The organism is Collinsella sp. AM41-2BH (assembly GCF_003468085.1).
In the GTDB taxonomy this organism is placed as follows: domain Bacteria; phylum Actinomycetota; class Coriobacteriia; order Coriobacteriales; family Coriobacteriaceae; genus Collinsella.
Genome location: NZ_QSGH01000003.1, coordinates 19,550 through 42,645 on the forward strand (window position 1 = coordinate 19,550; position 23,096 = coordinate 42,645).

The window sequence follows — 23,096 nt, forward strand, 5'->3', positions numbered from 1 at the left end:
CGATATAAACGGAGGAACCATGAAACTGTCAAAAATTGCGGCTCTGTTGATGCTGCCCGTGCTGGCGCTGACTCTCGCGGCGTGCTCTGCCCCCAAGGGCGACGCGAAGGATGCTACGAGCGGCGATGCGCAGATTGCCGAGCTCATAGCGCAAAAGCCGTCAAGTGCCGAGGAGGCGGCCGAGCTGTATCAGCAGCTGCTGCAAAAGGAAAACGAGATCTTTGCGAGCGATAACGCCCTATGGGAAAAGGTGTTCCTTGCGGCCAACAAAGACACCCCCATGATTGAGGACGGCAAGAACTACGGTGACTTCTTGCTCGATACCATCGAGGGCGCCAAGGATCAGTTTGCGGCTGACGAGCTTAAGACGCTTAAGGCCGGCGCGCAGCAGGTCAAGGAGATCGAGGACAAGCTCATGGCGCTGGAGAAGGAGTTCCCCGGATGTGGCAGCACGCCCGGCGAGGGGGAGAGCGTTGATGCCTCGACCGCGGGTATGACCAACGGCGAGAGCGGGGAGACGAAGTTCCCCAGCTTTAAGGGCAAGGACTTGGACGGCAACGATGTAAACAGCGACGAGCTGTTCTCCAAGAACAAGGTCACCGTCATGAACTTCTGGTTTACCACCTGCAAGCCGTGCGTGGGAGAGCTGGGCGATCTGGAGAAGCTCAACAAGGAGCTTGCCGAGAAGGGCGGCCAGGTCGTGGGCGTTAATTCCTTTACACTCGATGGCAACAAAGACGCGGTGGCCGATGCCAAGGACGTGCTTTCCAAGAAGGGCGTGACGTATAAGAACATCTGGTTTAAGTCGGACAGCGAGGCCGGAAAGTTCACCTCCAACCTGTACTCGTTCCCGACCACCTACGTGATCGACCAGAACGGTAACATTGTGGGAGAGCCGATCATGGGCGGCATCAACTCCGCTGAGCAGCGCGAGGCGCTCAACAAACTGATCGATCAGGCACTCGCGAAGAGCGAACAGTAAGTCCGTGGGACAGACAACTGAAGGGGAGTCGCTGGAAACAGCGACTCTTTTTTCTGCTTCGGGGTAGCATCATGGGTATACGTCGAAAGGGCACGCAGCTTTTCGTGCATCGCCTGAGCGGTGCGCGAAGCAACCAAGCTGTGAGTTTTCTTAAGCGTTCTGGGTATGGCAGTGTCAAGAATATCGGCGGCATAAGCGGCTACACGGGAAAGGTGGTGCGTTAGCTATGAAGGTGGTTATCGTTGGAGGCGTCGCGGGCGGCGCATCGGCGGCGGCACGTTTGCGCAGACTCGACGAGCAGGCCCAAATTGTCATCTTTGAGCGCACGGGTTTTGTATCGTATGCCAACTGTGGGCTTCCGTACTACATTGGCGGCGTGATAGAAGAAGAGAGCGCATTGACGCTGCAGTCTCCCAAGGGCTTTTGGGATCGCTTTCGCATTGCGGTCAAGACGAGTCACGAGGTGTTTGCCATCCATCCCGATTCGCATACGGTCGAGGTTCGCAATATGCTGACGGGCGAGGAATTTGTCGAGACGTATGACAAGCTCATCCTGTCGCCGGGTGCAAAGCCGATTCGCCCTGCGTTGCCGGGCATCGACTCGGATAAAATCTTTAGCCTACGCACCGTTGAGGACACGCTGCGTATTCACAGCTATGTTCGAGAGCGGCGACCGAGCAGTGCCGTCGTGATCGGCGGCGGCTTCATTGGCGTCGAGACGGCGGAGAATCTGTGCGAGCTGGGGCTCCAGGTGACCCTTCTGCAGCGTCCCGTCCAACTTATGAACAACCTGGATTACGACATGGCGACCCTTTTGCATACCGAGGTGCGTGAGCACGGTATCGATCTGCGCCTCAAGGCCGATGTGACAGGTTTTGAGGAAGTTGATGGCCGCGTTGTCACCCATGTTGCGGGCGATGACCCTATCGGAGCCGATATGGTGCTGCTTGCCATTGGCGTGGCACCTGAGAGCCATCTGGCGCAAGAGGCGGGGCTCGAACTGGGCATCAAGGGGGCTATTGTGGTCAACGACCGCATGGAGACCTCTGCTGCCGACGTGTATGCCGTGGGCGATGCCGTGCAGGTCACGCATCAGGTGACCGGCGAGGACGCGGTCATTTCGCTCGCCGGCCCCGCCAACAAGCAGGGGCGTGTCGTCGCCGATGTCATAGCTGGCATGGACAGCTGCTACCTCGGATCGTTGGGCTCATCGGTTATCAAGGTATTCGACTTGACGGCGGCAAGCACGGGACTATCCGAAAAGGCAGCACACGCGGCGGGAATTGACTGCGACAGCGTGGTCCTGTCGCCCGGTTCGCATGCGGGTTATTATCCGGGTGCAACGCCCATGACCATGAAGGTTGTCTTCGAGAAGCAGGGATTGCGCCTGTTGGGTGCGCAAATCGTGGGCATCGATGGTGTGGACAAGCGTATCGACGTTCTGGCGACTGCCATCCAGGCAGGCATGCGTGGCGATAGGCTTAAGGATTTGGACCTAGCATACGCGCCGCCGTATTCATCGGCGAAGGATCCCGTCAATATGGCGGGCTTTATGATCGAGAACCTCAATCGCGGCATACTGGCGCAGTGGCATTGGGAGGATGAGCCCAACTTGCCACGCGATGGCAGCGTGCAGCTGCTCGATGTTCGTACGGAAGGGGAGTATGAGCGCGGGCATATCGATGGTTTCGTAAACATTCCCGTCGATGATCTGCGCAATCGCCTGGGCGAGCTCGACCGGGCCAAGCCGGTCTACGTGATTTGCCAGAGCGGCATTCGCAGCTACATTGCATGCCGCATTTTGGAGCAGCATGGCTTTGAGTGCTTTAACTTCTCGGGCGGCTATCGCTTCTTTGCGGCCGTGACTGAGGCTCGCCGCGGCAGCGCTAACGTTATGCCGTGCGGGCTCGAAAAGTAGCGCGCATTGGAATGTGACAAAGTGACAGCCTCTTTGTCGCATCGGGGATGTTATATGCGGGATGGTGCGCCATGCGGCGTGCTGTCCCGTTCGTTTTTTGGCGCGGTTCGTTACGTTCCTCACTGGTATCGGCCAAAAATGAGGATAGAGTAGGACAAACGCGCCGAACGTGAACGGCGGGGGAGCGGGCGAGCGCGCCCGCGCGAGAGAGGTTGCCGTCCATGCTGGATCTCAGAGATATTTGCAAAAGGTACGTTACGCAGTCGTTTACGCAGGTAGCGCTCGACAGCGTAAGCCTGTCTTTTCGCGATAACGAGTTTGTAGCCATCCTGGGTCCCTCGGGTTCGGGTAAAACTACGATGCTCAACGTCATTGGTGGACTCGACCATTTCGATTCCGGCGACCTGTTGATCGATGGCATCTCGACCAAGGACTTCAGCGATCGCGATTGGGATGCCTACAGAAACAATCGCATCGGCTTTGTGTTCCAGAGCTATAACCTCATTCCGCACCAGAGCATTTTGGAAAACGTGGAGCTGGCGCTTACGCTCACGGGCGTGGGACATGCCGAGCGCCGCCAGCGTGCGCGCAAGGCGCTTGAGGCAGTCGGTCTGGGCGAGCACGTTAACAAGCGCCCGAGCCAGCTATCGGGCGGCCAGATGCAGCGCGTGGCTATTGCCCGCGCCCTGATCAACGACCCCGAGATCGTGCTGGCAGACGAGCCGACCGGCGCCCTAGACTCAACGACATCCGTGCAGGTCATGGATTTGCTCAAGGACGTTGCGCGCGACCGTCTGGTCATTATGGTCACGCACAATCCCGAGCTGGCGTACCAGTACGCCACGCGCATCGTCAACCTGGCGGACGGCAAGATCACCGACGATTCCGACCCCTTTGATGTTGCCAAGGCCGCGCGCCGCGAGGCCAAGCCTACGCGCAAAACCTCGATGAGCTTTGTGACGGCGCTGGGGCTTTCTGCCCGAAACCTTATGACCAAAAAGGGCCGTACGGCCATGACTGCCTTTGCGGGCTCGATTGGCATTATCGGCATTGCGGCGATCCTGGCACTCTCCAATGGCGTAAACGGCTACATCAAAAAGGTTGAGGAGGACACGCTCTCGAGCTACCCACTCACCATTTCCAAGCAGGATTACGACCTGTCGTCCATGATGGGCGGGCATGGGGCTGCCGATGAGGAGGTATCCAAGGGCGAGGGCTCGTCCGATGGCGCCGCCGGTGGCAAGGCTCAGGGGACCGATAAGATCCCGGTGGTCACGGCCGTAAAGGACATGTTTGCGAGCGTTAAATCTAACGATATGACGAGCTTTAAGGCATGGCTCGATGCCGGTGGCGACGGCATCGATAAAGAGGTCAACGCCATTCAGTACGGCTACGGCGTGACGCCGGTTGTCTATCGTGCCGGCAAGGGCGATGAGAAGCCTGTCCGGCTGGTGCCCAACGCCATGACCGAGGCCATGAGCGGAGACGCGAGCTCGGCGGCAACGGTGAGCATGGAATCCATGGGAACCTCGGTCTTTAACGAGATGATCAACGACCAGAGTCTGCTCGACAGCCAGTACGATGTCGTTGCCGGCCATTGGCCTACGTCTGCCAACGAGGCCGTGATGGTGCTTTCGAGCCGCGGAACAGTGGGCGACTACACGCTCTACAGTATCGGCACGCTGGATATCGATGAGCTCAACGACCTGGTTAACAGTGCCATGACGGCCGACGGCAAGGTCAAGACGCCCAAGACCGGCAGCGACTTTACCTACGACGATGCACTGTCCACGACGTTTAAGGTGTTGTCGCCGGCCGATGCCTATCGCAAAAACGAAGAGACCGGCATGTGGACTGACATGTCTGGCGACGCCGACTTTATGAAAGCCAAGGTTGCCGACGGTATTGACGTGCGCATTGTGGGCGTGGTGCGACCCAACGAGACGGCAAACGCGAGCGCATTGTCCCCGGGCATTGTCTATACGCATGCGCTGACTCGCCAGCTTATGGAGCGTGCTGCCGATTCGCAGATTGTGCAGGAGCAGCTTGCCCACCCCGAGACGGATGTCTTTACGGGCAAAAGCTTCGACGAGCTGCAGGGCGAAGCCAAGCAGGGCGTGGATTTGGGCAGTATGTTCAGCGTAGACGAGGCGGCACTGAAGAGCGCGTTCTCACTCGATACGTCTGCGCTCTCGGGCGCGGCAGGTGGCATGGACCTTTCTGGTCTCGATTTGTCCGGGTTGGACATTGACCTTTCGGGTGTTGGGCGAGACATCGATTTCAGCGACATCATGGCCAAGGCGCCGGTCCCGGATTTCTCGGGCATCTTTGACGGTCTGGAACTCACACCCGAGCAAATGCAGCAGGTGGGAGCGCTAGCCAACCAGCTGTTTGAGGGCTTTATGCGCTCTGATCAGTTTAAGGCGCTGTCGCCCGAAGATCTTAAGGACGCGTCAAAGCTCGCTGCCGCATTCTCAGCGTACCTTGAGAATGATGTCGCAGCCCAGCAATACCTGGCTCAGCTCAGGGCGCTCGGCGGCGATGCCCTGGCCGAGCGTCTGCAGCAGGTGATGGGCGACTATGTGCAAAAGCAGCTGGCTCCGTATTTGCAGCAGTCTATGGATCAGGTGATGAAGGCGGTCAGCGAGCAGATTGCGACGACGATATCAACCCAGCTCAAGGCGGGTGCGGCAGGGCTCATGGACCAAATGGCGACGCAGATGTCTTCGAGTTTTGCCAACTTGGCGAGCGCCATGCGCGTGGATGCGAACGCCTTTGCTCGCGCTATCCACTTTAACATGGACGCTGAGGACCTGAGTTCGCTCATGATGAGCTATGCCAAGGCGTCGAAGCTCACCTACGACAACAACCTGACCACACTGGGCTATGCGGACGAGGCCGACCCCATCTCGGTCAAGATTTTCCCGCGCGACTTTGAGGCCAAGGAGCGCGTGCTTGAACACATCGATGCGTACAACAAGCAGGTCAAAGCCGCCGGCCACGACGAACAGGCCATCTCGTACACCGACTACATGGGCATCATCATGGGCTCGGTGACCGACATCGTGAACACCATCAGCTTGGTGCTCATCGCATTCGTGAGCATCAGTCTGGTGGTGAGCTCCATCATGATCGGCATCATCACCTACATCAGCGTGCTGGAGCGCAAAAAGGAGATCGGTATCCTGCGCGCGATCGGCGCGTCGAAGCGCAACGTGGCCAACGTGTTCAATGCCGAAACCTTTATCGAGGGTCTCATTGCCGGCGTCTTTGCCGTTACCGTCGTGGTGCTCGTAAGCTTTCCTGTTAATGCTTGGGCGCTTGCTGCCAAGCAGGTCCCCAACCTGATGAGCCTGCCCGTGCAGGATGCGTTGATACTCATTGCGATATCGGTGCTGCTGACGGTCGTCGCCGGCCTACTGCCGGCCCGCAGCGCATCTAAGAAAGACCCCGTAGAAGCCCTACGCTCCGAATAATGTGACAAAGGGACAGCCCCTTTGTCACATTTCTCTCCTGCGCCTAGCTTGTTTTGCCCATCAGCGTGATGCGGATGGCTGGATGGGTATACTCGTCAAACTCGTCCTCGGGTTCCGTATCAAACGAGTAATACGCTTTGACGGGGCCGTCGCTCGTCCTGATAGAGATTCTCTCGTAGAGCGAGCCGTTCAAAAAAGCCTGCCTAAACTCTTCAGGGAGCTTCTGCGGTGCTAGGAGCTCGGGACTTGCGGTCTTGACGTCTATGGTTTGGACGACAGAGGAAAGCTCGTCAAGGTCGAGCTCGATACGGGCGAGATTGTCCTCGAGGTTCGCATCGGGGTCGACCTCTGCCGCGTAGCTCACTTCCGCGAGCGTTCCCTTGTTGTCAAAATCCAGGTACGTATAGGTCTTTTGGGCATCGGAGTCGCCGTCGTGCAGATAGCCTCGGACGTGATAGCCGTAATCTTGGTATCGCTCGTAGGGGTCATCGGCGGATACGTACTCGCATGAGGGTTCCAGCGCCTTGCGGGCGATGGCGATCTGCTCGGCTGCAGCCGCGGCGTTCTCCTGCATCTCGATGTTTCCCTGCGCCAGCTGCGGGATATAGGCGCCGCACACGATTGCGAGGGGCAGCGCCACAAGCGCGACGATCCACTTTTTTGCACGGGGGATAGGCACGCCACAGGCCTCTGCCGCGGCCTTTGCGTTGGCGAAGCTCTCGGCAAGCACATCTGCCGCGGTGGCGACGGCGCCTACGGCAGCGGCGACCTCTGCCGCGCCGCCCAGGTTGCGCGCGGTCTCGTTGTCACTGTTCCTGAGCAGGCGCGCGGCGGCCTGCGTGCCAACAACGCCTGCGATCTGTGCCGAGCGGTCTTTCTCGCTCTGCTCGACGGCGAGCCGGTACTGCATTTCCTTCCACTGCTTGCCACGCATGCCAAAGCGCGGGGCGAGAGCGCAGTAGCAGAATATAACGAGCTCGATGGCGGTGAGCACCAAGGCGGTCATCATGCCTGTCTCTTGGAAGCCTTCGTGATGGAAGACGATGTCGTCGACCATTTCGAAAGGAATGATCGATAAGGGCAGCACGAATGCCATGGCAAGCGCCGCGCCGGCAACCTTGGGGCAGATGCAGTATCGCTGGATGCGCTTGCGTTCTTGTTCGGAGAGTGCTGCCATGGCGGGTCCTTGGTGTCGTGGCGGTCGTTGTGGCGCGATGCCGTCATATGTGACTCAGTATAGAGAATCCCGCCATCGATGAGCGCATGGTCATACGGCAAAAGTGCCACGGCAGCCCTGGTTTAGAGCGGCTGCTCCTGTGCCCACGCGATGATGCCGCCCGATACGTATGTGTGCCAAAATAAACAGCCGAATGATGATTTGCAAATGTGACAAAGGGACAGTCCCTTTGTCACATTGATGTGAGAATGGATGTCGATGTATTTATCGCTGGCCCCTATGGAGGGGATTACCGGGCATGTGTTCCGTCGCGTGCACGCGGAGTGTTTTGGCGCACTCGATTGTTATTACACGCCGTTTTTGCCGCCGCCACGGGTAGGCAACCGCTTTGGCGGCAAAGCGTTTAAAGAGGTCGATCCCGCCAATAACCAGGGGCTTAACGTAGTGCCTCAGCTGATGTCCAAGAATGCGGATGAGTTTGTGTGGGCGGCGCAGGTGCTCGCCGACATGGGTTATCACGAGGTCAATCTCAACCTTGGCTGCCCCTCGGGCACGGTTGTCGCCAAGGGGAAGGGCTCGGGCTTTCTGCGCAATCTGGATGAGCTCGAGGTGTTCTTGAGCGACGTGTGCGAACGCTCGCCGTTGCCGGTGTCGGTCAAGACCAGGCTGGGATTGGAGAACGACGACGAATACGAGCGCGTGCTCGATCTGTATTGCCGCATGCCGCTGGCAGAGCTGATTGTGCACCCGCGCGTGCAAAAGGACCGCTATACGGGCTCGCCGCGCAAAGAGTTTTACGGTGAGACGCTGAAGCGGGCGCCGTTTCCGGTGGCCTATAACGGCGACATCTTTGATCTTGAGGACATGGATGCGCTGGTGGAGGCCTATCCCGGAACGCGTCACGTCATGTTGGGGCGCGGCTTGCTTGCGAACCCCGCGCTGGCTCGCATGGTTAAGGGCGGTCCTACTGCCACGGCAACTGAACTGCAGCGCTTCCACGACACGCTGTTTGCGGCCTATGCAGAAGAGATCGGCGGTAACGCGGTCTTTCGCATGAAGGAGTGGTGGTTCTACGCCAAGTGCGCCTTCGCCGATCCCGCGACCGTTCACAAACTCGTACGCAAGACCAAAAAGGTCGATGAATACCGTGCCGCTGTCGACCGTGTCTTTCGCGAGCAGCAGCTTGCGCCCATCGCCCGCTTTTGTGGCTAAATGATCCCTTGGGGACGGAGAAGAACGGATCGCCTGTGCCGGACCCATGCAAAAAACTGTACGCCAGCATCCAAGGATGTCGAAAAATATCGTTTTTGGATGCTGACGTACATGTTTGGTTCGGCAGGGGACTAGGCAATCATTGCATCGAGTGTAATGAGTTCCCTGAGTCGCTCCGTGCGCGTTTGCCCATGGCGCTTTGCCTTTGCGTCAAATGCTTCAAGAACCGATTCGCCCACACGTGCCGATAAAACAACGCTTGGTTCATCGGAAATCGGCGGCCTTCCCAACTTGACGGTGTGGCCCTTCGGCCACTCATCTTTTTCGTATGCCGCTGCGGCTTTTTCTAGCTCACCGGGAGCAAACCCCATCATCTTTTCGAGCTGTTTAGCGTCCATAGCGCCTCCTATCGATCGATTCCGATTTCCCTGAGCACCTTGCGCGTAGGAGGGACAAGGGCGTGGTAAATGATGTAACCATCTCGGTCGGGGCAACATCGAGCAATGAGCTCCATGAGGCGGTTTTTTCCATCAAGTCCAACGAGAACGTAATCGATGCCTCCATTTTCAAGATCACGCCTAAACCATGCGAAAGCGGAGTTCCAAGCGCAGGTAATATCCGTCTCTGTCAGCCCATGTTTGAGGGCATGGGGGTGGATTGCGATGAGCTCCATAGGGACCTCTCTTTATGTATACAGTTTTGTAGACAAAAATACAAGCAGTTAATATGGTTAAGCAGCCTGTTTTGGTTGGACTGTTGGTTGCATAGTTGGCACGAGAGGCTCTACCGCTTCTTCATTTCTTAGTTCGGTATGCGAGCGGCCGTTGAACTCCCAGAGGGGAGTGTTCTCATAGATTATCGAGAGGAGTTTGGAGACCTTGTTTATCTTCGCTTGTTCATAAAAATCGGGCCGTACGACGATCAATAGAAATTCGGCATCTTCGTTAATTTGTTGCACTGTCGGCATGCCGTTGAGACCAATAGAGCGCAAGAGCTTTGCCATAATGAAATCGAATTCGTCCTCTCTTGCGTGAAGGCTCGCGGCACTCAGCTTGGAATCCTTCAAGATATCCAGTTTGAGATTGTTAACAAACCGTGTGTAGGTGGCATATCCGCAGACAACGTCCTCATAATCGAGTTTTTTGATTGGATGCTGTTTATGAGCAGCGAATATGGCCGCCCTCCTGCTCTGAACACGTCGCTCGCGTAACGAACGCATTTCCTCGGTGTACTCGCTATGGCGTTTATATTTTCGATAAGAATATCCGTAGTCGTCGTAGTAATAAGGGTTGTTTTCGACTGTGTCATCAAGTTCCGGCGTTATGAGGTACAGCTCTCCGTCTCTGGATAACATACAGGGGTTGTCGATGCGCCCCGACTCGTCTCTGATTTTCCAAATGGTTTCATTTACTTCGAATATCGAGACTGGTTTGGGAGCGCAAGAATTGTAAAGCTCAACAAACTTCTCAAGCGAGATGATTCCGCAAGCATCTGTATAAGCGCGTGCAAAGCGCCAAACTTCCTGGTTCGCTATGAGCTCGCGGAATTCCCTGTTGCTTGGAGCATCTTGTGGGCTTTGGTATCTGGCGTGAAGCGCGACGCGTGATGAGGACCATCTGTTGTCGGCCGCGACGTTCATGAGCTCCAGACGCAGGTACTCGTTTGTAATGCGAGCGAGTGACTCATAGTGAGTTAGGCCAAGCTCTGATCTAGGTGGCACGTCTTTGGGAACGGCGCGAGCGAACTTAATGCAGCGTGTGAGATAGGATTGTCCTAAGCGGGGACCATAATGCTTGTGTAGATGGCCGCCGACAGGGGAGAGCAATCCTTTGAGGTTGGTAACGGGGTATCCGGCGGTCTCTTGTTCGAGGCGGCGCCCGATGAGCAATGCCCCCTCAAGCGAAGTTTCATGATCGATACCCTTTTGATTAAGGCTCTTGGCTTCAACGATTCCGCTGATATCTGAGCAGGCGCTCGAAACGATGTCGGACGTAAAGGTTGGAATCTTTTTTGCCATAACGATGCACTCCTGTGTGACTCACGGATAACGGAAACGTTTGGTTGTGAGTGCCGTTCTTTGATGGCGACGGCGAACAGGAGCGCAGCCTGTCTGAGATGGGCGAGTGCGGTAACCACCGATCTTACTTACCGAGCTCGCTCCAGCGTGTCATTGGGGACCTCCGCAGGAGCTCTCGACTCGTCTCATGCCTTGAGGCGAGTATAGCATAAAAGCAAACGTATGTTCTATAAATTTGAGAAGCTGAATTCCTACCTACTCATTTAAGTACGTCCCCAATGAGTGCTAGAGGAGGTTTTTCTGTGCCCAGGTGATGATGTCGCTCGACTCGTAGAGTGGCGTGCCGTCAATGAACAGGCAGGGAACCTGGCGCTTTCCGCCGACGGTGATGAGCGTCTGCTCGGCATCGGAATCGGTCGAGATATTGCGCTCGGGAATGGTCACGCCGTTATCGGCCAAAAAGCGCTTGACCTTTATGCAATACGGGCAGCCAGTCATAACGTAGAGCGCGAGTTCATGATCAGTAGCCATGGTGTCTCCAATCGGTTGCGGTTTTGATTGAAATACCCAAAGCCGCCGCAATCTATGCGCGGGCCAGCGACGACTCGATGGCCTGTACCAGAAACGCCGTAGCTCCGGTGCCGCAGGGCTTGTCGTAGTAGTCAACAAAGCGCTGATCGGCAAGATAGCCGTGGGCGAGGCCCAGGTATGCTTCGTCTTGGGGTTCGTGTCCCCAGTTAAGGCCAATCCATCGACGGTGCATTGCGACAAGCTTGCGCGCCTCGCTTCCATCCGGTTCGCCGTCGCCCATGGCGATCGAGAGCTGGCCCAGAATAGCGCGTTCAAGTTCCTTCATGTCGTTCCATGTCTCGGGGTCCATGTCCAGCAGTGCCTCGTTTGCTGCATCGACGGCCTCGTCGCCATAGCGCGCCCGCGCCTCGGCACCGTAGCGCTCCTCGTTTTCCTGCACGGTGCGCCAGCGCTCCAATTGCGGCAGCACGGCGCCCATGAGCGAGACGGCTTCGTCGAGCGACATACCGGTGTTTTGTGCCAGGCGCGGGGCGCAATCCTCAATCATGGCCTCCATCGTGGTCTCGTAGGTGTACTTGCCGTGGTCGTAGCACCACTTGCAGTAATGGTCGGTCGTTGCGCCGTGAGCATCGGTGCCGCAGTCGTCGGGCGTGAGTATCATGCCGCAGCTCTGGCAATAGTGCTCGGGCATTTCGAGCAGGTGGGACAGCGGTTCTCCGGTTATGGCGGCAATGAGCTTCATCATGTCGATGCCCGGCGTGACTTCGCCGCGTTCCCAACGGCTGACGGCTTGGCGTGTGACGAAGAGCTTGGCGGCGAGTTGCTCTTGGGTGAGATTGTTGTCGCGGCGGATGGCGATGAGCTTTTCTGCAAAGGCCATGACGGCTCCTTTCTGCTGTTTGTTGCTTTAAGCATACGCGGCGGCCGGCACCCTTCCAAGCAACCGTTGGTTGCACGACGGGGACCGCGGCGAAGAATTGCGCGCAACACCCCACGCCTCCATGCCGTACAATGACCGGCATGGAACCTATTGCACACATACATACCGACCTGCCGCAGAAGTTCGGCATCCCACGCAACAGCTTTTTGGCGCCCCATCTGCAGGGACGCATCGTCTTTGAGCCGGAATTTGCCTCCAACGCTGCAGTTGAGGGTCTGGACTCCTTCTCTCACCTATGGCTGCTATGGTGCTTCGAAAACGGAACGCCCGGCGGCACGGCTAAGGACATAGCCACCGATGCCAAAACGCAGGACAGGTCCGGCACCAACGCAAAATGGTCGAAAACCGTGCGCCCACCGCGTCTGGGTGGAGCCGAACGCGTGGGCGTGTTTGCCACGCGCAGTCCGTTTCGCCCTAATCCCATCGGGCTCACCTGCGTCAAGCTTGATCGTGTCGAGCTCACCGACGATGGTCCCATCATCCATGTGCTGGGGGCCGACCTGCGCGACGGTACGCCCATCTACGACATTAAGCCTTACATTCCGTTTGCGGACTGTCACCCGGATGCGACGGGCGGCTGGATTGAGGACGCGCCATGGCAAGAGCTCGATGTCGAGCTCCCGCAAGCGCTGCGGGACATGGTCCCGGACACAAAGCTCCCCGGCTTGATCGAGGTGCTCCGCCAAGATCCGCGCCGTGCGGGCAGCAAACACGAGCCAAACCGCGTTTACCATTTGGCTTACGCTGGGCTTGACATATCGTTTACGGTCGACGGAACCAGGTTGACGATAACCGCCATCAACGACGCGCGAGACTAACCAGCCATTCGTCCGCACCCGTCAAATTAAGCGCCAAACTCCGCTCCAAAACCGCCCACGCTGGTGGACAATAACGCCTACCGAAACAATCCGCTTTGCACGGGAGCTCAGCATGAAATACGACTTTACCTCGCTTGTCGACCGCCACGGTATGGACGCCATCGCCGTTGACTCCTGGGGAGAAATTCCCGACATGGCTCCGAACGCACCCGACGAGGGCTTCGACCGCATCCCCATGTGGGTGGCGGATATGAATTTTGCCACGGTGCCCACGGTTCAGGAACACATCATTCAGCGCGCCCAGCATCCCATGTTTGGCTATTTCAATCCGCGTGACGAGTACTTCGACCGCATCATCGAATGGCAAAGCCGTCGCAACGGCGTTGAGGGCTTGGCGCCGGAGCATATCGGCTACGAAAACGGCGTGCTGGGCGGTGTCGTGTCGACGCTGCGCGCATATGTCCAGCCGGGCGATGCGGTACTGGTCCACAGTCCCACCTACATCGGCTTTACCAAGTCTATCGAAGCCGCGGGCTATCGCATTGTCCACAGCCCGCTTAAGCTCGACGATCGGGGCGTGTGGCGCATGGACTTTGAGGACATGGAGCGAAAGCTCGCCCAAAACCACATCCATGCCGCGGTGTTCTGCTCGCCGCACAATCCCTGCGGCCGCGTATGGGGGCGCGACGAGATCGAGCGCGCCATGGACATCTATCGTCAGCACGATTGCGTGGTGATCTCGGATGAGATTTGGTCCGATATCATCCTGTCGGGTCACAAGCATATCCCGACGCAGTCGGTGAGCGAGGACGCCCACATGCGCACGGTTGCCCTCTACGCGCCCAGCAAGACGTTTAACCTGGCGGGCCTGGTCGGCAGCTACCACATCATCTATAACGAGACGCTGCGCGACCGCGTGTGCGCCGTGTCCAACAAGACCCACTACAACGAGATGAACGTCCTTTCGATGCACGCGCTTATCGGTGCCTACCAGCCGCAAGGCTACGAGTGGGTTGATGAGCTCAATGAGGTCATCGAGGGCAACGTCGACTACTTCTGCAATTACGTGGACAAGCATTTTGCGGGCGTGTCCTATTCGCGTCCGCAGGGCACCTACATGGTGTTTCTGGACTGCACCGAGTGGTGCCGCGAGCATGGCCGCGATATTCAGTGGCTGCTCGACGAGGGCGCTCGTGTGGGCGTGGGGTATCAGGACGGCCGCCCGTTCCACGGGCCCTGCCACATTCGCGTGAATCTGGCACTGCCCCTTTCGCGGGTAAAGGAGGCGTGTGAGCGCCTGGACCGCTACGTTTTTGGGGTATAGGGGGGCGCTCGATTCGAGTGCTGCCCCATGCGCCCACGCCGTCAAAATGCGTGGGCGCATGGGGCGCAGAGGGTAGCGAGCGCGTTTTTCGCATTCGCTACTTTTCCTGAATCTGCTTGCCGCAAAGATGCTCAATTGAAATCTCGTAGAGTTGGACGCCCTTGATGTCTTTGGCGATTTCTTCCTCGACTTCTTCGGCAGAAGGGTAGTACTTAAGCGCGAGCTGGCGGACTTTGTCCTCGATAAACGCAGGCGCTTCATCTACTAGGCGGCAACGGCCAAAGACCACAGTGCTCATGACGTAAGGAGCCCAGTCGCCGTCCTTGTACCACTCGTTGCCGTAAACGGTAAAGCAGACTTTATCGTCACGCCTGAGCGAATCGACCTTGTGGCCGGCCTTGGCGCCATGGAAATAAATCTTGTCGTGCTCGGCGTCAAAGAAGTAGTTGACGGGAATGGCATAGGGGTAGCCATCATCGCCGTTGACGGCAAAGACGCCGCGCTTACAGGTGGCGAGCAACTCGCGCGCTTCCTCGTCAGTGATGGCGCGTTTCTTTCGACGTAAGGGCCTAAACATCGTTGGCTTCCTTTCTGGCTGTGCATGGTGGTTGAGCACAAACTATAGCGAAACGGATCCGTATTTCTTGATGCGGGCGAGTATGTTTTTGAGCTTGTTAAAGTCGAGCGGTTTGGGCAGATGGGCGTTCATACCGGCATCGTGTGCCGCCTTGGCGTCCTCGTTGAAGGCGTTGGCAGTGAGCGCGATGATGGGGATATCGGCTGCATCGGCCTTTTCGCTCAGACGAATCGCGCGGGTTGCCTCGTAGCCATCCATGCCCGGCATCATGATGTCCATCAGGATCGCATCGAAGCTGCCGGCGGGACGACTAACGTATAGGTCGACTGCTTTGTTGCCGTCGGCGGCGCGCGTTACGACGATGCCTTCGCTTTCGAGTAGAGCCTGGGCAATTTCGGCATTGAGCTCGTTGTCTTCTGCCAAAAGGACGTTCATGCCGGCAAGCGAGCAACTGTATGTCTGCTTGGACGCACGTTCTTTTGCCTGAGGGTTCTTGTCGATATCGAGCGGTATCTGGACGTTGAACGTGCTTCCCGCGCCAACCTCACTCGAAATCTCAATCGTGCCGCCCATCATATCGATGAGCGATTTGACGATAGACATGCCAATGCCGGTTCCTTGGAACTTGCTGCGCGCATCGTCGCCTTCCTGGGCAAACGGCTCGTAAATGTGCGTCAAAAACTCGGGCGTCATACCAATGCCGGTATCCGAGACGCTAAAGCAAAACACGGCGTGCTCGTCGTCGACCGGTTTGATGGTCGATGAGAACGTGACGGTGCCTCCGTGCTTGTTGTACTTGATGCTGTTGTCGAGCAGGTTGACAAGGATCTGCCGAATATGGGTGGGGCTGCCGATCATATATTGGTCGACAGCGTAGGGCTCGCTGGTGTCGAGCATGGTTATGCCGCGGTCCGATGCGCGGAGCTTGCACAGTACGAGCGCATTGTCGCACAGCTCTTTAAGGTTGAATGATTCGTGCTCGAGCGTCACTTTGCACTCCTCGATCCTGCCCATCTCGAGGATGTCGTTAATCAGTGACAGCAGGTGATTGGCGGCAACGCGCGCCTTGGCGCGGCTTTCGCGGGCGACCTGCATGTCGCCTTCTCTCAATTCCTCAATTTCGATAAGGCCTAGGATGCCGTTGAGCGGCGTGCGGATGTCGTGGCTCATGCGCGTGAGGAAAGCGGTTTTGGCGGCGTTGGCGGCATCAGCTTTCTGCCGTTCCTCCTGTGCGCGGTAAAGCGACCAGACAAGGATGGCGATGCTGGTGAGCAAGATGCAGATGATAACAGTCGCAATGGCGGTGCGGTTACGATAGAAAAACTGGAACGTGTCCGATTCTTGCGCCGAGTACGATGTGGGGAAATAGCTGTTTGCAGAGAGCGATTCACCTGCATTGACGATGCCCTTATTGATGATTCCCAGCAGCTCGGGCTTGCCGCGCGAAATTAAACACGATAGCTGCGCCGTGTTGGTGAGTTCCTGTGTTTCGAAATCCTCGATGTCGTAGGTGTCGCGGAGAGTTTCCAGGCGCGTGCTGGGGACAATGATGCAACGTGCCTTCCCCTCATTGAGGGCTTTGAGCACCTCGCCGTCATTCGAGTACTCGGTTACTGTTGCGTTCGGGAAGAGACTTTCGAGCTCAAAACGGTTAACGATTGTGCTCTTTGTACAAGCGATGTTCTTAAGGTCGCTGTTCAGGTTTTTGCCACTGTGAATGGCGGTCAGCGAAACCGTTCCCATCGAGTTTGACTGGATGACTCCTGTCTGCTCGGCGAGCCAGTAGTCGCGAAACAATGGCAGGGCGACATCGATGGTTCCGTTGGAAAGGGCTTTGATCATTTGCCTGTTGTTCGAGAGTGCGATTGTTTTGACCGTAATACCAAACTTGTCGTGCAACGTCGTTGCAAGCGAGGCGAGCGATCCTTCCATCTCGCCGTCGTCATTTTGCGTGCAGTAGGGAAGTTGGTTTTTAAGATAGCCGAGCGTGATGGTATTGCCGTTTGCTTTGAGCCAGGTGGTCTCGGGGCCGGTGAGCGATGACGAGCCACTGTTTTGGGTCGAGTAACTCGATTTGACTTCCTCGTTATAGCGCGGGTTATCGCGGGCGATGGTCGTCATGGCGGCGTTGATGTCGTTCATCAGATCGGGGCGGCTTTTGGGAACGGCAAAATAGTAGTCGCTCGAGCCTACGTAGAACATGGGTGACGCATCGGGCGACGAAATGGTATCGTTCATGATGACGGCGTCGACCTCGCCGTCTGCAAGCGCCTCAAAGAGGGCGCTGCCGGTGTCGATTTCTTTATAGGTGCAGGTGACGCCTTCGTCGGCGAGCCACTGCTGGCCGACGATAGTTTGCATAACGCCAGAGTTGCAGCCGATGGTGAGGCCTTGGAGCGCCTGGGGGTCACCCTTGGCCAGATCGTCGCGGTCGGGCCTGGCGTAGATGTAGTAGCGCTCGGTGCCCTCGGGGTTCGAGGAAAAGAGCAGCTTCTGCTCGCGTTCTGCCGAATACGAGATGTTGGGCATGAGGTCGATTTCGCCTGCTTCGAGCATGTCCATAAGCTCGGAGAAGGTGCCGCTAACGTATTCGTATTGCCAGCCCTTTGTGTAATACGAGAGGGTCTGGAGGTACTCGTAGCCCCACCCCGAGAGTCGCTCGCCCGGCATGCCTTCCTGGAAGCCTTTGTTGTTGACGAGCCAGCCAACGCGGACCGTCTTGACCTGCTGGTCGGAGTCGGCGGCAAAGGCGGGGGCGGGCATGACGGCGCTCAGTATGGCGAGCACGGCAAGCGCGACGGCCAGGGTGCGATATAGAGCCAAGCGAAGGACGGCGGAAGGTTTCACATGAAATCCTATCGAGTTGAGACAGTTTCGCATAAGGATACCAGCTCAGCCTGCCCATTCAGCCGCCGCACCGCTAAACGGTTAGGTAGTCATTGGGGACGTTCTTAACTGACTAGTCGTTTAAGAACGTCCCCAATGACTAGTTCCGTTTGCGGGGGAGGCGTGGGACAATACCGAGCGAATGTGATTGGGCGTCTGGGAAAAGGGGTCGCGATGAACAAGTTGAGGACGCTTGCCGACGTGTTGCGCCAGGCTGGCTTTGCGCGCATCACGGGCCTGTTTCTCGTCTTCTATCTGCTGTGCTCGACGGCCGTCTGGCTGTCCGAGCCCACGACCCTTACGTTTGGCGACGGCCTCTGGTTTAGCTTTGAGACCGTATCGACGATCGGCTTCGGTGATATCCCGGCCGAGACGCCGGTTGCCCGCGCTATCACCGTCGTTTTGAGCGTCATCAGCATCTTCTACATCGCCATGCTCACGGGCGTGGCGGTGAACTACTGCAACACGCTCATCAAGATGCGCCAAAAGGACACCATGGCGCGCTTTATGGATGATCTGGAGCATTTGGAAGAGCTCGATCGTGACGAGCTTGCCGACCTATCGCGCCGTGTGCGCGAATATCGCCGACGCCAACGCTAGAACGGGCGCCGCGCGTCACGACGAGGGGGACTGAATATGAATATCACGGTATACCTGGGTGCCAGCGTCGGCAATGACCCGGCGTTTCTGCCCGCGGTGCAGGAGCTGGGCGACTGGATTGGCGCTAACGGACACGCGTTGGTATACGGCGGGTCCAAGTCGGGTCTGATGGGTGCGCTCGCCGATAGCGTACTCGAGGCAGGTGGACACGTGACGGGTGTTGAACCGAGCTTTTTTATCGAGGCCGAGTTTCAACATGACGGTATCGACGACCTTATCGTGACGAGTGACATGGCCGAACGCAAGGCCAAGATGATTGAGCTCGGTGACGCGTTCATCGCCTTTCCCGGTGGGACGGGTACGCTCGAGGAGATCGCCGAGGTCATGTCGGCCGTGTCATTGGGACATCTGAGTACGCCGTGTATTCTGTATAACTTGGACGGCTACTACAACGACCTCAAGTCGCTGCTCGAGCATATGATCGATAAGGGCCTATCGAGCCTGCAGCGCCAGCAAGGCATCTACTTTGCCGATGACCTGCACGAGATCGCATCGATTATCGGCAGCTAAGCCTTAGGTCTGTCGCGCGTGCGGTGCCCAGTAGCGCCGTTTACGGCGTAGATGGTTTGCCCGCCTGCGCGGTACCCGTCTTACAATAAAAGTTATCTTTGTCGCTTTTGACCAACGGGAGGTCCCGATGGATAACCTGGCAAAACCCAAAAACCGTGCGCTGTTTTTAGTGAGTGTGGCTGTGACCGGTGCGTTTGCTGGTGCCGCGGTCCGGCTGTTTTTCTTTGCGATGGAGCATGGTATCGACTATCTATGGACCGAGATCCCGCATATGCTGGGCGTCGCCTCGCCCGAACTCGCGAGCGGTCCGTTCGGTTTTTTGCCGTATCCGTTTTTCGTCTGCCTGCTGGGCGGCCTGCTGATCGGTCTGTACGAGAAGATGACGGGCGCCAAGACCGATGACCTCAACCAGGTGATGGCCAAGGTAAAGCGCGACGGCCGCTATCCGTACGATAACCTGGGCAAGCTTTCACTCGCGGCGTTGCTGCCGCTGCTGTTTGGCGGAAGCATTGGACCGGAGGCCGGCCTGACCGGCGTTATCGCGGGCCTGTGCAGCTGGGTCGGCGACCGCATGCGTCGCTTTGGCGCCGAGTTTAGAGAGCTCACACTGCTGGGTACCCAGGCTGCCCTGACGGCGCTCTTTACTGCGCCCGTCTTTGGCTTTGTGGCGCCGCTCGCCGGCAGCGCTGACGGCCGGGGCGCCGACGACGATGAGGACTCAGCGTCCGATGAAATCACCATCAAGCTGCCCAAGGCGCAAAAGACCGTGGTCTACGGCATCGCGATTGCCGGCGGCCTGGGCACCTATCTGTTGCTCGGCCAGCTTATGGGCGGCGGTATGGGCATGCCGAGGTTCGAGGCCGCCCAGGTGGGCAACCTCGAGCTTGCCTGGCTTATTCCCCTGGCGCTTGCCGGTACAGTCTGCGGCTGGCTGTACTTTGTCTCGGAGCACGCAAGCGAGGCGTTGGCCCACGCCATAGGGGAGCGCCCTGTTGCCAAGGCCATGCTGGCCGGTTTGGCGCTCGCTATCTGCGGCACGGTCCTGCCCTACACCATGTTTGCTGGCGAGACGCAGGCCGATGTGCTCATGGAGACCTATATGACCATCCCCGCTGGCGTGCTTATTGCAACCGGTCTTGTCAAGGCCATGCTGACACCTGCCCTCATCAACATGGGCTGGCGCGGCGGCCACTTCTTCCCCGTTATCTTCTCGGGCGTGAGCCTGGGCTACGGCCTTGCCATCCTGACGGGCGCCGATCCGGTCTTTTGCGTCGCCGTCTGTACCGCCTCGACGATGGGTGCCGTCATGCGTCAGCCCGTCATGGTCGTGGGCTTGCTGCTCATGTGCTTCCCGCTCAAGGGCATTGTCTGCATGATTATCGCCGCGATCATTGCGGCGGGCATTCCGCTGCCCAAGCCGCTGCGCAAGTAGCACGGTAGCGCGCGGGCAATACAAACATCTCAAGCCCGGTGTGGGCGCTGTGTCACGGATTTGCGGGTGGACTGAATCTCGCCTGGCACCGACGTTACTTCCAAATCGCGAGCGCGGCGGTGCCCAGCACGATGAGGAAAAGGCCGATGGCGCTTCGATGCGACAGCTTTTCGTTGAAGGCCAGTCGTGCGAACAGCACCGATACGACAATCGATAGTTTGTCGATTTGCACGACGACGCTCACCTGGCCTGCAGCGATGGCGTAGTAGTACAGCAGCCACGACGCGCCGGTCGCAATGCCCGATACCGCAAGAAATGCGAGTTCGCGCGGGTCAATGCGCGCGACCTGCTCCAGCTTTCCCTTGACAGCCACGATTGCCCATGCCATAACAAGTACCACACAGGTGCGGATTGCCGTGGCCAGGTTTGACTCGACACCTTCGATGCCGATCTTGGCGAGGACGGAGGTGAGTGCCGCGAACACGGCGGCGCCGAGGGCGTAAGCGAGCCAGGCTCGGTCTTGCTTTTGCTCTGCGCCGACGGACTGCTTTTTCTCGATCATCAAAAACGTGCCGAGCGTGATAACTGCGGTTCCCACGAGCTTGACCGCCAGGTTGCCTGTCTCACCAAAAAGCACTATGGCGATCAGCACGGCGAGCACGGTGCTCATCTTGTCGACGGGTACAACCTTGTTGACGTCTCCGATGCTGAGCGCCTTAAAGTAACAGATCCACGAGGCGCCGGTGGCGAGTCCCGAGAGGGTGAGGAATAGCCAGGCTTTGGCGGGAATGGCGCCGATTGCTCTGATGGATCCAGAAATGCCCGCCATTGCCCAGGCAAATACGAGCACCACGCAAGTACGGATGGCGGTTGCAACGTCGGAGTCGGTGTGCCTGATGCCGCATTTGGCCAAAATGGATGTGATGCCGGCAAAGAAAGCTGATGCAAATGCTGCTGTAACCCACGACACGGGTTGAGCGCCTCCTCATAAAAGACCGCGCCAGATCTGCGGCGCATGCCCGATGATACCGCGCTTGCCTACAGGTCGTGTGCTCGATAGACCTTGGTACTGATGGCGCAACTCAGTGCAAAGAGCACGAGGGCCAGTACGGCAATTCCTGCGCACAGGCAGCCGAGGACGGCAGGATCGGGATTCGCCCCAGCAATCGACATGAGCCAGTTGCTGATGGGGTTGGAGGAGCTCAGCGTGGCCATGGCAAGGCATCCGAGCAGGGCAAACAGGCCGACGGAAAGGCGCAGCGCCTCCATGTGTCCAAATCGAAAGAACAGCGGCTGTGCCAGAAACACCATCATGAGGGAGATGAGCATCGATGCGGCGGAGGCTATTGTGGTCTCAAAGACGATCTGTCCCGTCGAGGGCATGCCCGTGTGATCGAAGAACGGAAGAGTGATGGTGCTCAAAAGCACGGTCGCGCACGCCATGATGGCCGAGAAGGCAACAATGCAGAGGTAACGTGCGCAGATGATGTCTTTGCGCGAGAGGGGCAGCGTTGCCCGATAGCGCTCCCATCCGTTTTGATTGTCGTAGCCGGCCAGCGAGTTCATGACCGTGATGGGCGACATGGCGCTGACCGCGCAGGCGCCGGCGCTCATACCGGAATCGCCATCCGATGCGTTGGCGAGGGTCAACACGACGAAGATGAACAGGCCGACGCCCGCAATGCTCGGGATGAGCGTGCGAACGATGGCGAGCTCGGACATAAAGGCGCGTTTCATTTCGAAGCCCCTTTCAGCATGAGGCGCAGATAGTCATCAATGGTTGCCCGATCGCAGGGAATCTCGGGAAAGGCCTCGAGCGTATCGCGACGGTTGGGCACGAGCACGTCCACGCTGTAGGCGTGGTGGGCGGCGCGGGCGCCTTCGACGCAAGCCGTAAGCTCGGCGGCCTGTGCTTGGGTACAGTGGGCGATGCCGGCGCGGTCGGTAATGTCCTCGCGCGGCAGGTCAAACACAATCGAGCCGTTATCGATACAGATGACGCGGTCGGCAGTGCGATCGAGGTCGGACGTAATGTGGCTCGAGAGCAGCACGCTGCGCTGGCCGTCGGCGACAAAGGCAAGCAGCTCATCAAGCAGTTCCTCGCGTGCCATGGGATCGAGGCCCGCGGTGGCTTCGTCCAAAACGAGCAGCTTGGCATTGTGGCTGAGCGCACAGGCAAGCTGCAGTTTCATGCCCATGCCGCGGGAGAGGTCCTTGACCTTTGTCCTGGGATCGAGGCCAAATCGGTTGATGAATCCGGCGAACGTTTCGCTACTCCACGTGGGGTACGCCGGGCCTACGAGCCTCTCGATCTGGCCTACCTTGAGCGTGGAGGGGAAAGGACACGTGTCCAGGACAAGACCGACGCGGGAGCGCAGGTGACGCTGTGCCTCGCCGGGCGCGTTGGCGTCGCAGTGCTGTCCAAACAGATGCACCTCGCCGACATCGAGTTTGATAAGCCCAAGCGCGGCGCGAATAGTCGTCGTCTTGCCGGCACCGTTTACGCCCACAAAGCCGACAATCTGACCGGGCTCCACGGCAAGCGTGACGTCGCGCAGCGAAAAGCGATCGCTCACATGGCGCGACGCACCTTTGATTTCTAGCAAATATTGCATGGTATAGCCTTTCTTGCAGAT

Annotated in this window: 20 protein-coding genes; 9 read left to right on the forward strand and 11 right to left on the reverse strand. The window is 58.0% G+C overall.

Translation table 11 applies throughout. From position 1 onward, the window contains the following. Nucleotides 1-19 precede the first annotated feature (19 nt). The 3 genes from DW899_RS02315 to DW899_RS02325 all read left to right on the forward strand — a co-directional run bounded on the left by DW899_RS02315 (nucleotide 20) and on the right by DW899_RS02325 (nucleotide 6,376). Nucleotides 20-982 carry a redoxin domain-containing protein gene (locus tag DW899_RS02315; RefSeq protein ID WP_117799872.1) on the forward strand — a complete coding sequence of 321 codons (963 nt, stop codon included), beginning with the start codon at nucleotides 20-22 and terminating at the stop codon, nucleotides 980-982. A gap of 226 nt (nucleotides 983-1,208) precedes the next feature. Beyond that, nucleotides 1,209-2,900, forward strand: coding sequence for an FAD-dependent oxidoreductase (locus tag DW899_RS02320; RefSeq protein ID WP_117799873.1), 1,692 nt, complete (start codon nucleotides 1,209-1,211; stop codon nucleotides 2,898-2,900). 221 nt (nucleotides 2,901-3,121) lie between these two features. Continuing rightward, on the forward strand, nucleotides 3,122-6,376 hold the full coding sequence (locus tag DW899_RS02325) for an ABC transporter ATP-binding protein/permease (RefSeq protein WP_117799874.1): 3,255 nt from the start codon (nucleotides 3,122-3,124) through the stop codon (nucleotides 6,374-6,376). A gap of 43 nt (nucleotides 6,377-6,419) precedes the next feature. Here the strand turns inward: DW899_RS02325 and DW899_RS02330 are convergent, their stop codons facing one another. After that, nucleotides 6,420-7,553: a hypothetical protein gene (locus DW899_RS02330; protein ID WP_117799875.1), complete on the reverse strand. Its 1,134-nt coding sequence runs from the start codon at nucleotides 7,551-7,553 to the stop codon at nucleotides 6,420-6,422. Between the two features lie 258 nt (nucleotides 7,554-7,811). Here DW899_RS02330 and DW899_RS02335 point away from each other — a divergent pair, with 258 nt between their 5' ends. Then, a complete protein-coding gene (locus DW899_RS02335) occupies nucleotides 7,812-8,765 on the forward strand; it encodes a tRNA-dihydrouridine synthase (RefSeq protein WP_117799876.1) in 954 nt (317 codons plus the stop codon). A 131-nt stretch (nucleotides 8,766-8,896) separates the two neighbouring features. On the opposite strand, the gene DW899_RS02340 is transcribed toward DW899_RS02335, so the two are convergent. The 5 genes from DW899_RS02340 to DW899_RS02360 form a co-directional block, all read right to left on the reverse strand. Continuing rightward, nucleotides 8,897-9,163 carry a ribbon-helix-helix protein, CopG family gene (locus tag DW899_RS02340; protein ID WP_055252530.1) on the reverse strand — a complete coding sequence of 89 codons (267 nt, stop codon included), beginning with the start codon at nucleotides 9,161-9,163 and terminating at the stop codon, nucleotides 8,897-8,899. Between the two features lie 8 nt (nucleotides 9,164-9,171). Further along, nucleotides 9,172-9,438 carry a hypothetical protein gene (locus DW899_RS02345; protein ID WP_055252529.1) on the reverse strand — a complete coding sequence of 89 codons (267 nt, stop codon included), beginning with the start codon at nucleotides 9,436-9,438 and terminating at the stop codon, nucleotides 9,172-9,174. 57 nt (nucleotides 9,439-9,495) lie between these two features. Next, nucleotides 9,496-10,782 carry a hypothetical protein gene (locus tag DW899_RS02350; RefSeq protein WP_117799877.1) on the reverse strand — a complete coding sequence of 429 codons (1,287 nt, stop codon included), beginning with the start codon at nucleotides 10,780-10,782 and terminating at the stop codon, nucleotides 9,496-9,498. Nucleotides 10,783-11,067: 285 nt separating this feature from the next. Further along, entirely contained in the window at nucleotides 11,068-11,313 is a 246-nt protein-coding gene (locus tag DW899_RS02355) for a glutaredoxin (protein WP_117799878.1), read from the reverse strand. A gap of 52 nt (nucleotides 11,314-11,365) precedes the next feature. Continuing rightward, nucleotides 11,366-12,193 (reverse strand): TipAS antibiotic-recognition domain-containing protein, encoded by an 828-nt coding sequence (locus DW899_RS02360; protein ID WP_117757265.1) that lies wholly within the window; start codon nucleotides 12,191-12,193, stop codon nucleotides 11,366-11,368. A 140-nt stretch (nucleotides 12,194-12,333) separates the two neighbouring features. Between DW899_RS02360 and tsaA the strand changes: the two genes are divergently transcribed. Further along, entirely contained in the window at nucleotides 12,334-13,071 is a 738-nt protein-coding gene (tsaA, locus tag DW899_RS02365; RefSeq protein ID WP_233539872.1) for a tRNA (N6-threonylcarbamoyladenosine(37)-N6)-methyltransferase TrmO, read from the forward strand. A gap of 112 nt (nucleotides 13,072-13,183) precedes the next feature. Beyond that, nucleotides 13,184-14,395: a MalY/PatB family protein gene (locus DW899_RS02370; protein ID WP_117799880.1), complete on the forward strand. Its 1,212-nt coding sequence runs from the start codon at nucleotides 13,184-13,186 to the stop codon at nucleotides 14,393-14,395. 97 nt (nucleotides 14,396-14,492) lie between these two features. On the opposite strand, the gene DW899_RS02375 is transcribed toward DW899_RS02370, so the two are convergent. Together DW899_RS02375 and DW899_RS02380 are read right to left on the reverse strand one after the other, a co-directional pair. Then, a complete protein-coding gene (locus DW899_RS02375; protein ID WP_117630053.1) occupies nucleotides 14,493-14,972 on the reverse strand; it encodes a pyridoxamine 5'-phosphate oxidase family protein in 480 nt (159 codons plus the stop codon). Between the two features lie 42 nt (nucleotides 14,973-15,014). Further along, nucleotides 15,015-17,819 (reverse strand): transporter substrate-binding domain-containing protein, encoded by a 2,805-nt coding sequence (locus DW899_RS02380; RefSeq protein WP_158566552.1) that lies wholly within the window; start codon nucleotides 17,817-17,819, stop codon nucleotides 15,015-15,017. Nucleotides 17,820-18,032: 213 nt separating this feature from the next. On the opposite strand from DW899_RS02380, the gene DW899_RS02385 reads away from it, so the two are divergent. The 3 genes from DW899_RS02385 to DW899_RS02395 all read left to right on the forward strand — a co-directional run bounded on the left by DW899_RS02385 (nucleotide 18,033) and on the right by DW899_RS02395 (nucleotide 20,460). Further along, nucleotides 18,033-18,458 carry a potassium channel family protein gene (locus tag DW899_RS02385; RefSeq protein WP_055252221.1) on the forward strand — a complete coding sequence of 142 codons (426 nt, stop codon included), beginning with the start codon at nucleotides 18,033-18,035 and terminating at the stop codon, nucleotides 18,456-18,458. Nucleotides 18,459-18,494: 36 nt separating this feature from the next. Then, nucleotides 18,495-19,028 carry a TIGR00730 family Rossman fold protein gene (locus DW899_RS02390; protein ID WP_117799882.1) on the forward strand — a complete coding sequence of 178 codons (534 nt, stop codon included), beginning with the start codon at nucleotides 18,495-18,497 and terminating at the stop codon, nucleotides 19,026-19,028. Nucleotides 19,029-19,155: 127 nt separating this feature from the next. Then, the gene (locus DW899_RS02395; RefSeq protein WP_117799883.1) at nucleotides 19,156-20,460 is read left to right on the forward strand and encodes a chloride channel protein; all 1,305 of its coding nucleotides are present in this window, start codon (nucleotides 19,156-19,158) and stop codon (nucleotides 20,458-20,460) included. Nucleotides 20,461-20,554: 94 nt separating this feature from the next. On the opposite strand, the gene DW899_RS02400 is transcribed toward DW899_RS02395, so the two are convergent. The 3 genes from DW899_RS02400 to DW899_RS02410 form a co-directional block, all read right to left on the reverse strand. Beyond that, nucleotides 20,555-21,430, reverse strand: coding sequence for an EamA family transporter (locus tag DW899_RS02400; protein WP_117799884.1), 876 nt, complete (start codon nucleotides 21,428-21,430; stop codon nucleotides 20,555-20,557). A 68-nt stretch (nucleotides 21,431-21,498) separates the two neighbouring features. Then, nucleotides 21,499-22,197 (reverse strand): ABC-2 transporter permease, encoded by a 699-nt coding sequence (locus tag DW899_RS02405; RefSeq protein ID WP_117799885.1) that lies wholly within the window; start codon nucleotides 22,195-22,197, stop codon nucleotides 21,499-21,501. Next, complete coding sequence (locus DW899_RS02410; RefSeq protein ID WP_117799886.1) at nucleotides 22,194-23,075, reverse strand: ABC transporter ATP-binding protein; 882 nt, start codon at nucleotides 23,073-23,075, stop codon at nucleotides 22,194-22,196. The genes DW899_RS02405 and DW899_RS02410 overlap by 4 nt, the downstream gene beginning before the upstream one ends. Between the last annotated feature and the right edge of the window lie 21 nt (nucleotides 23,076-23,096).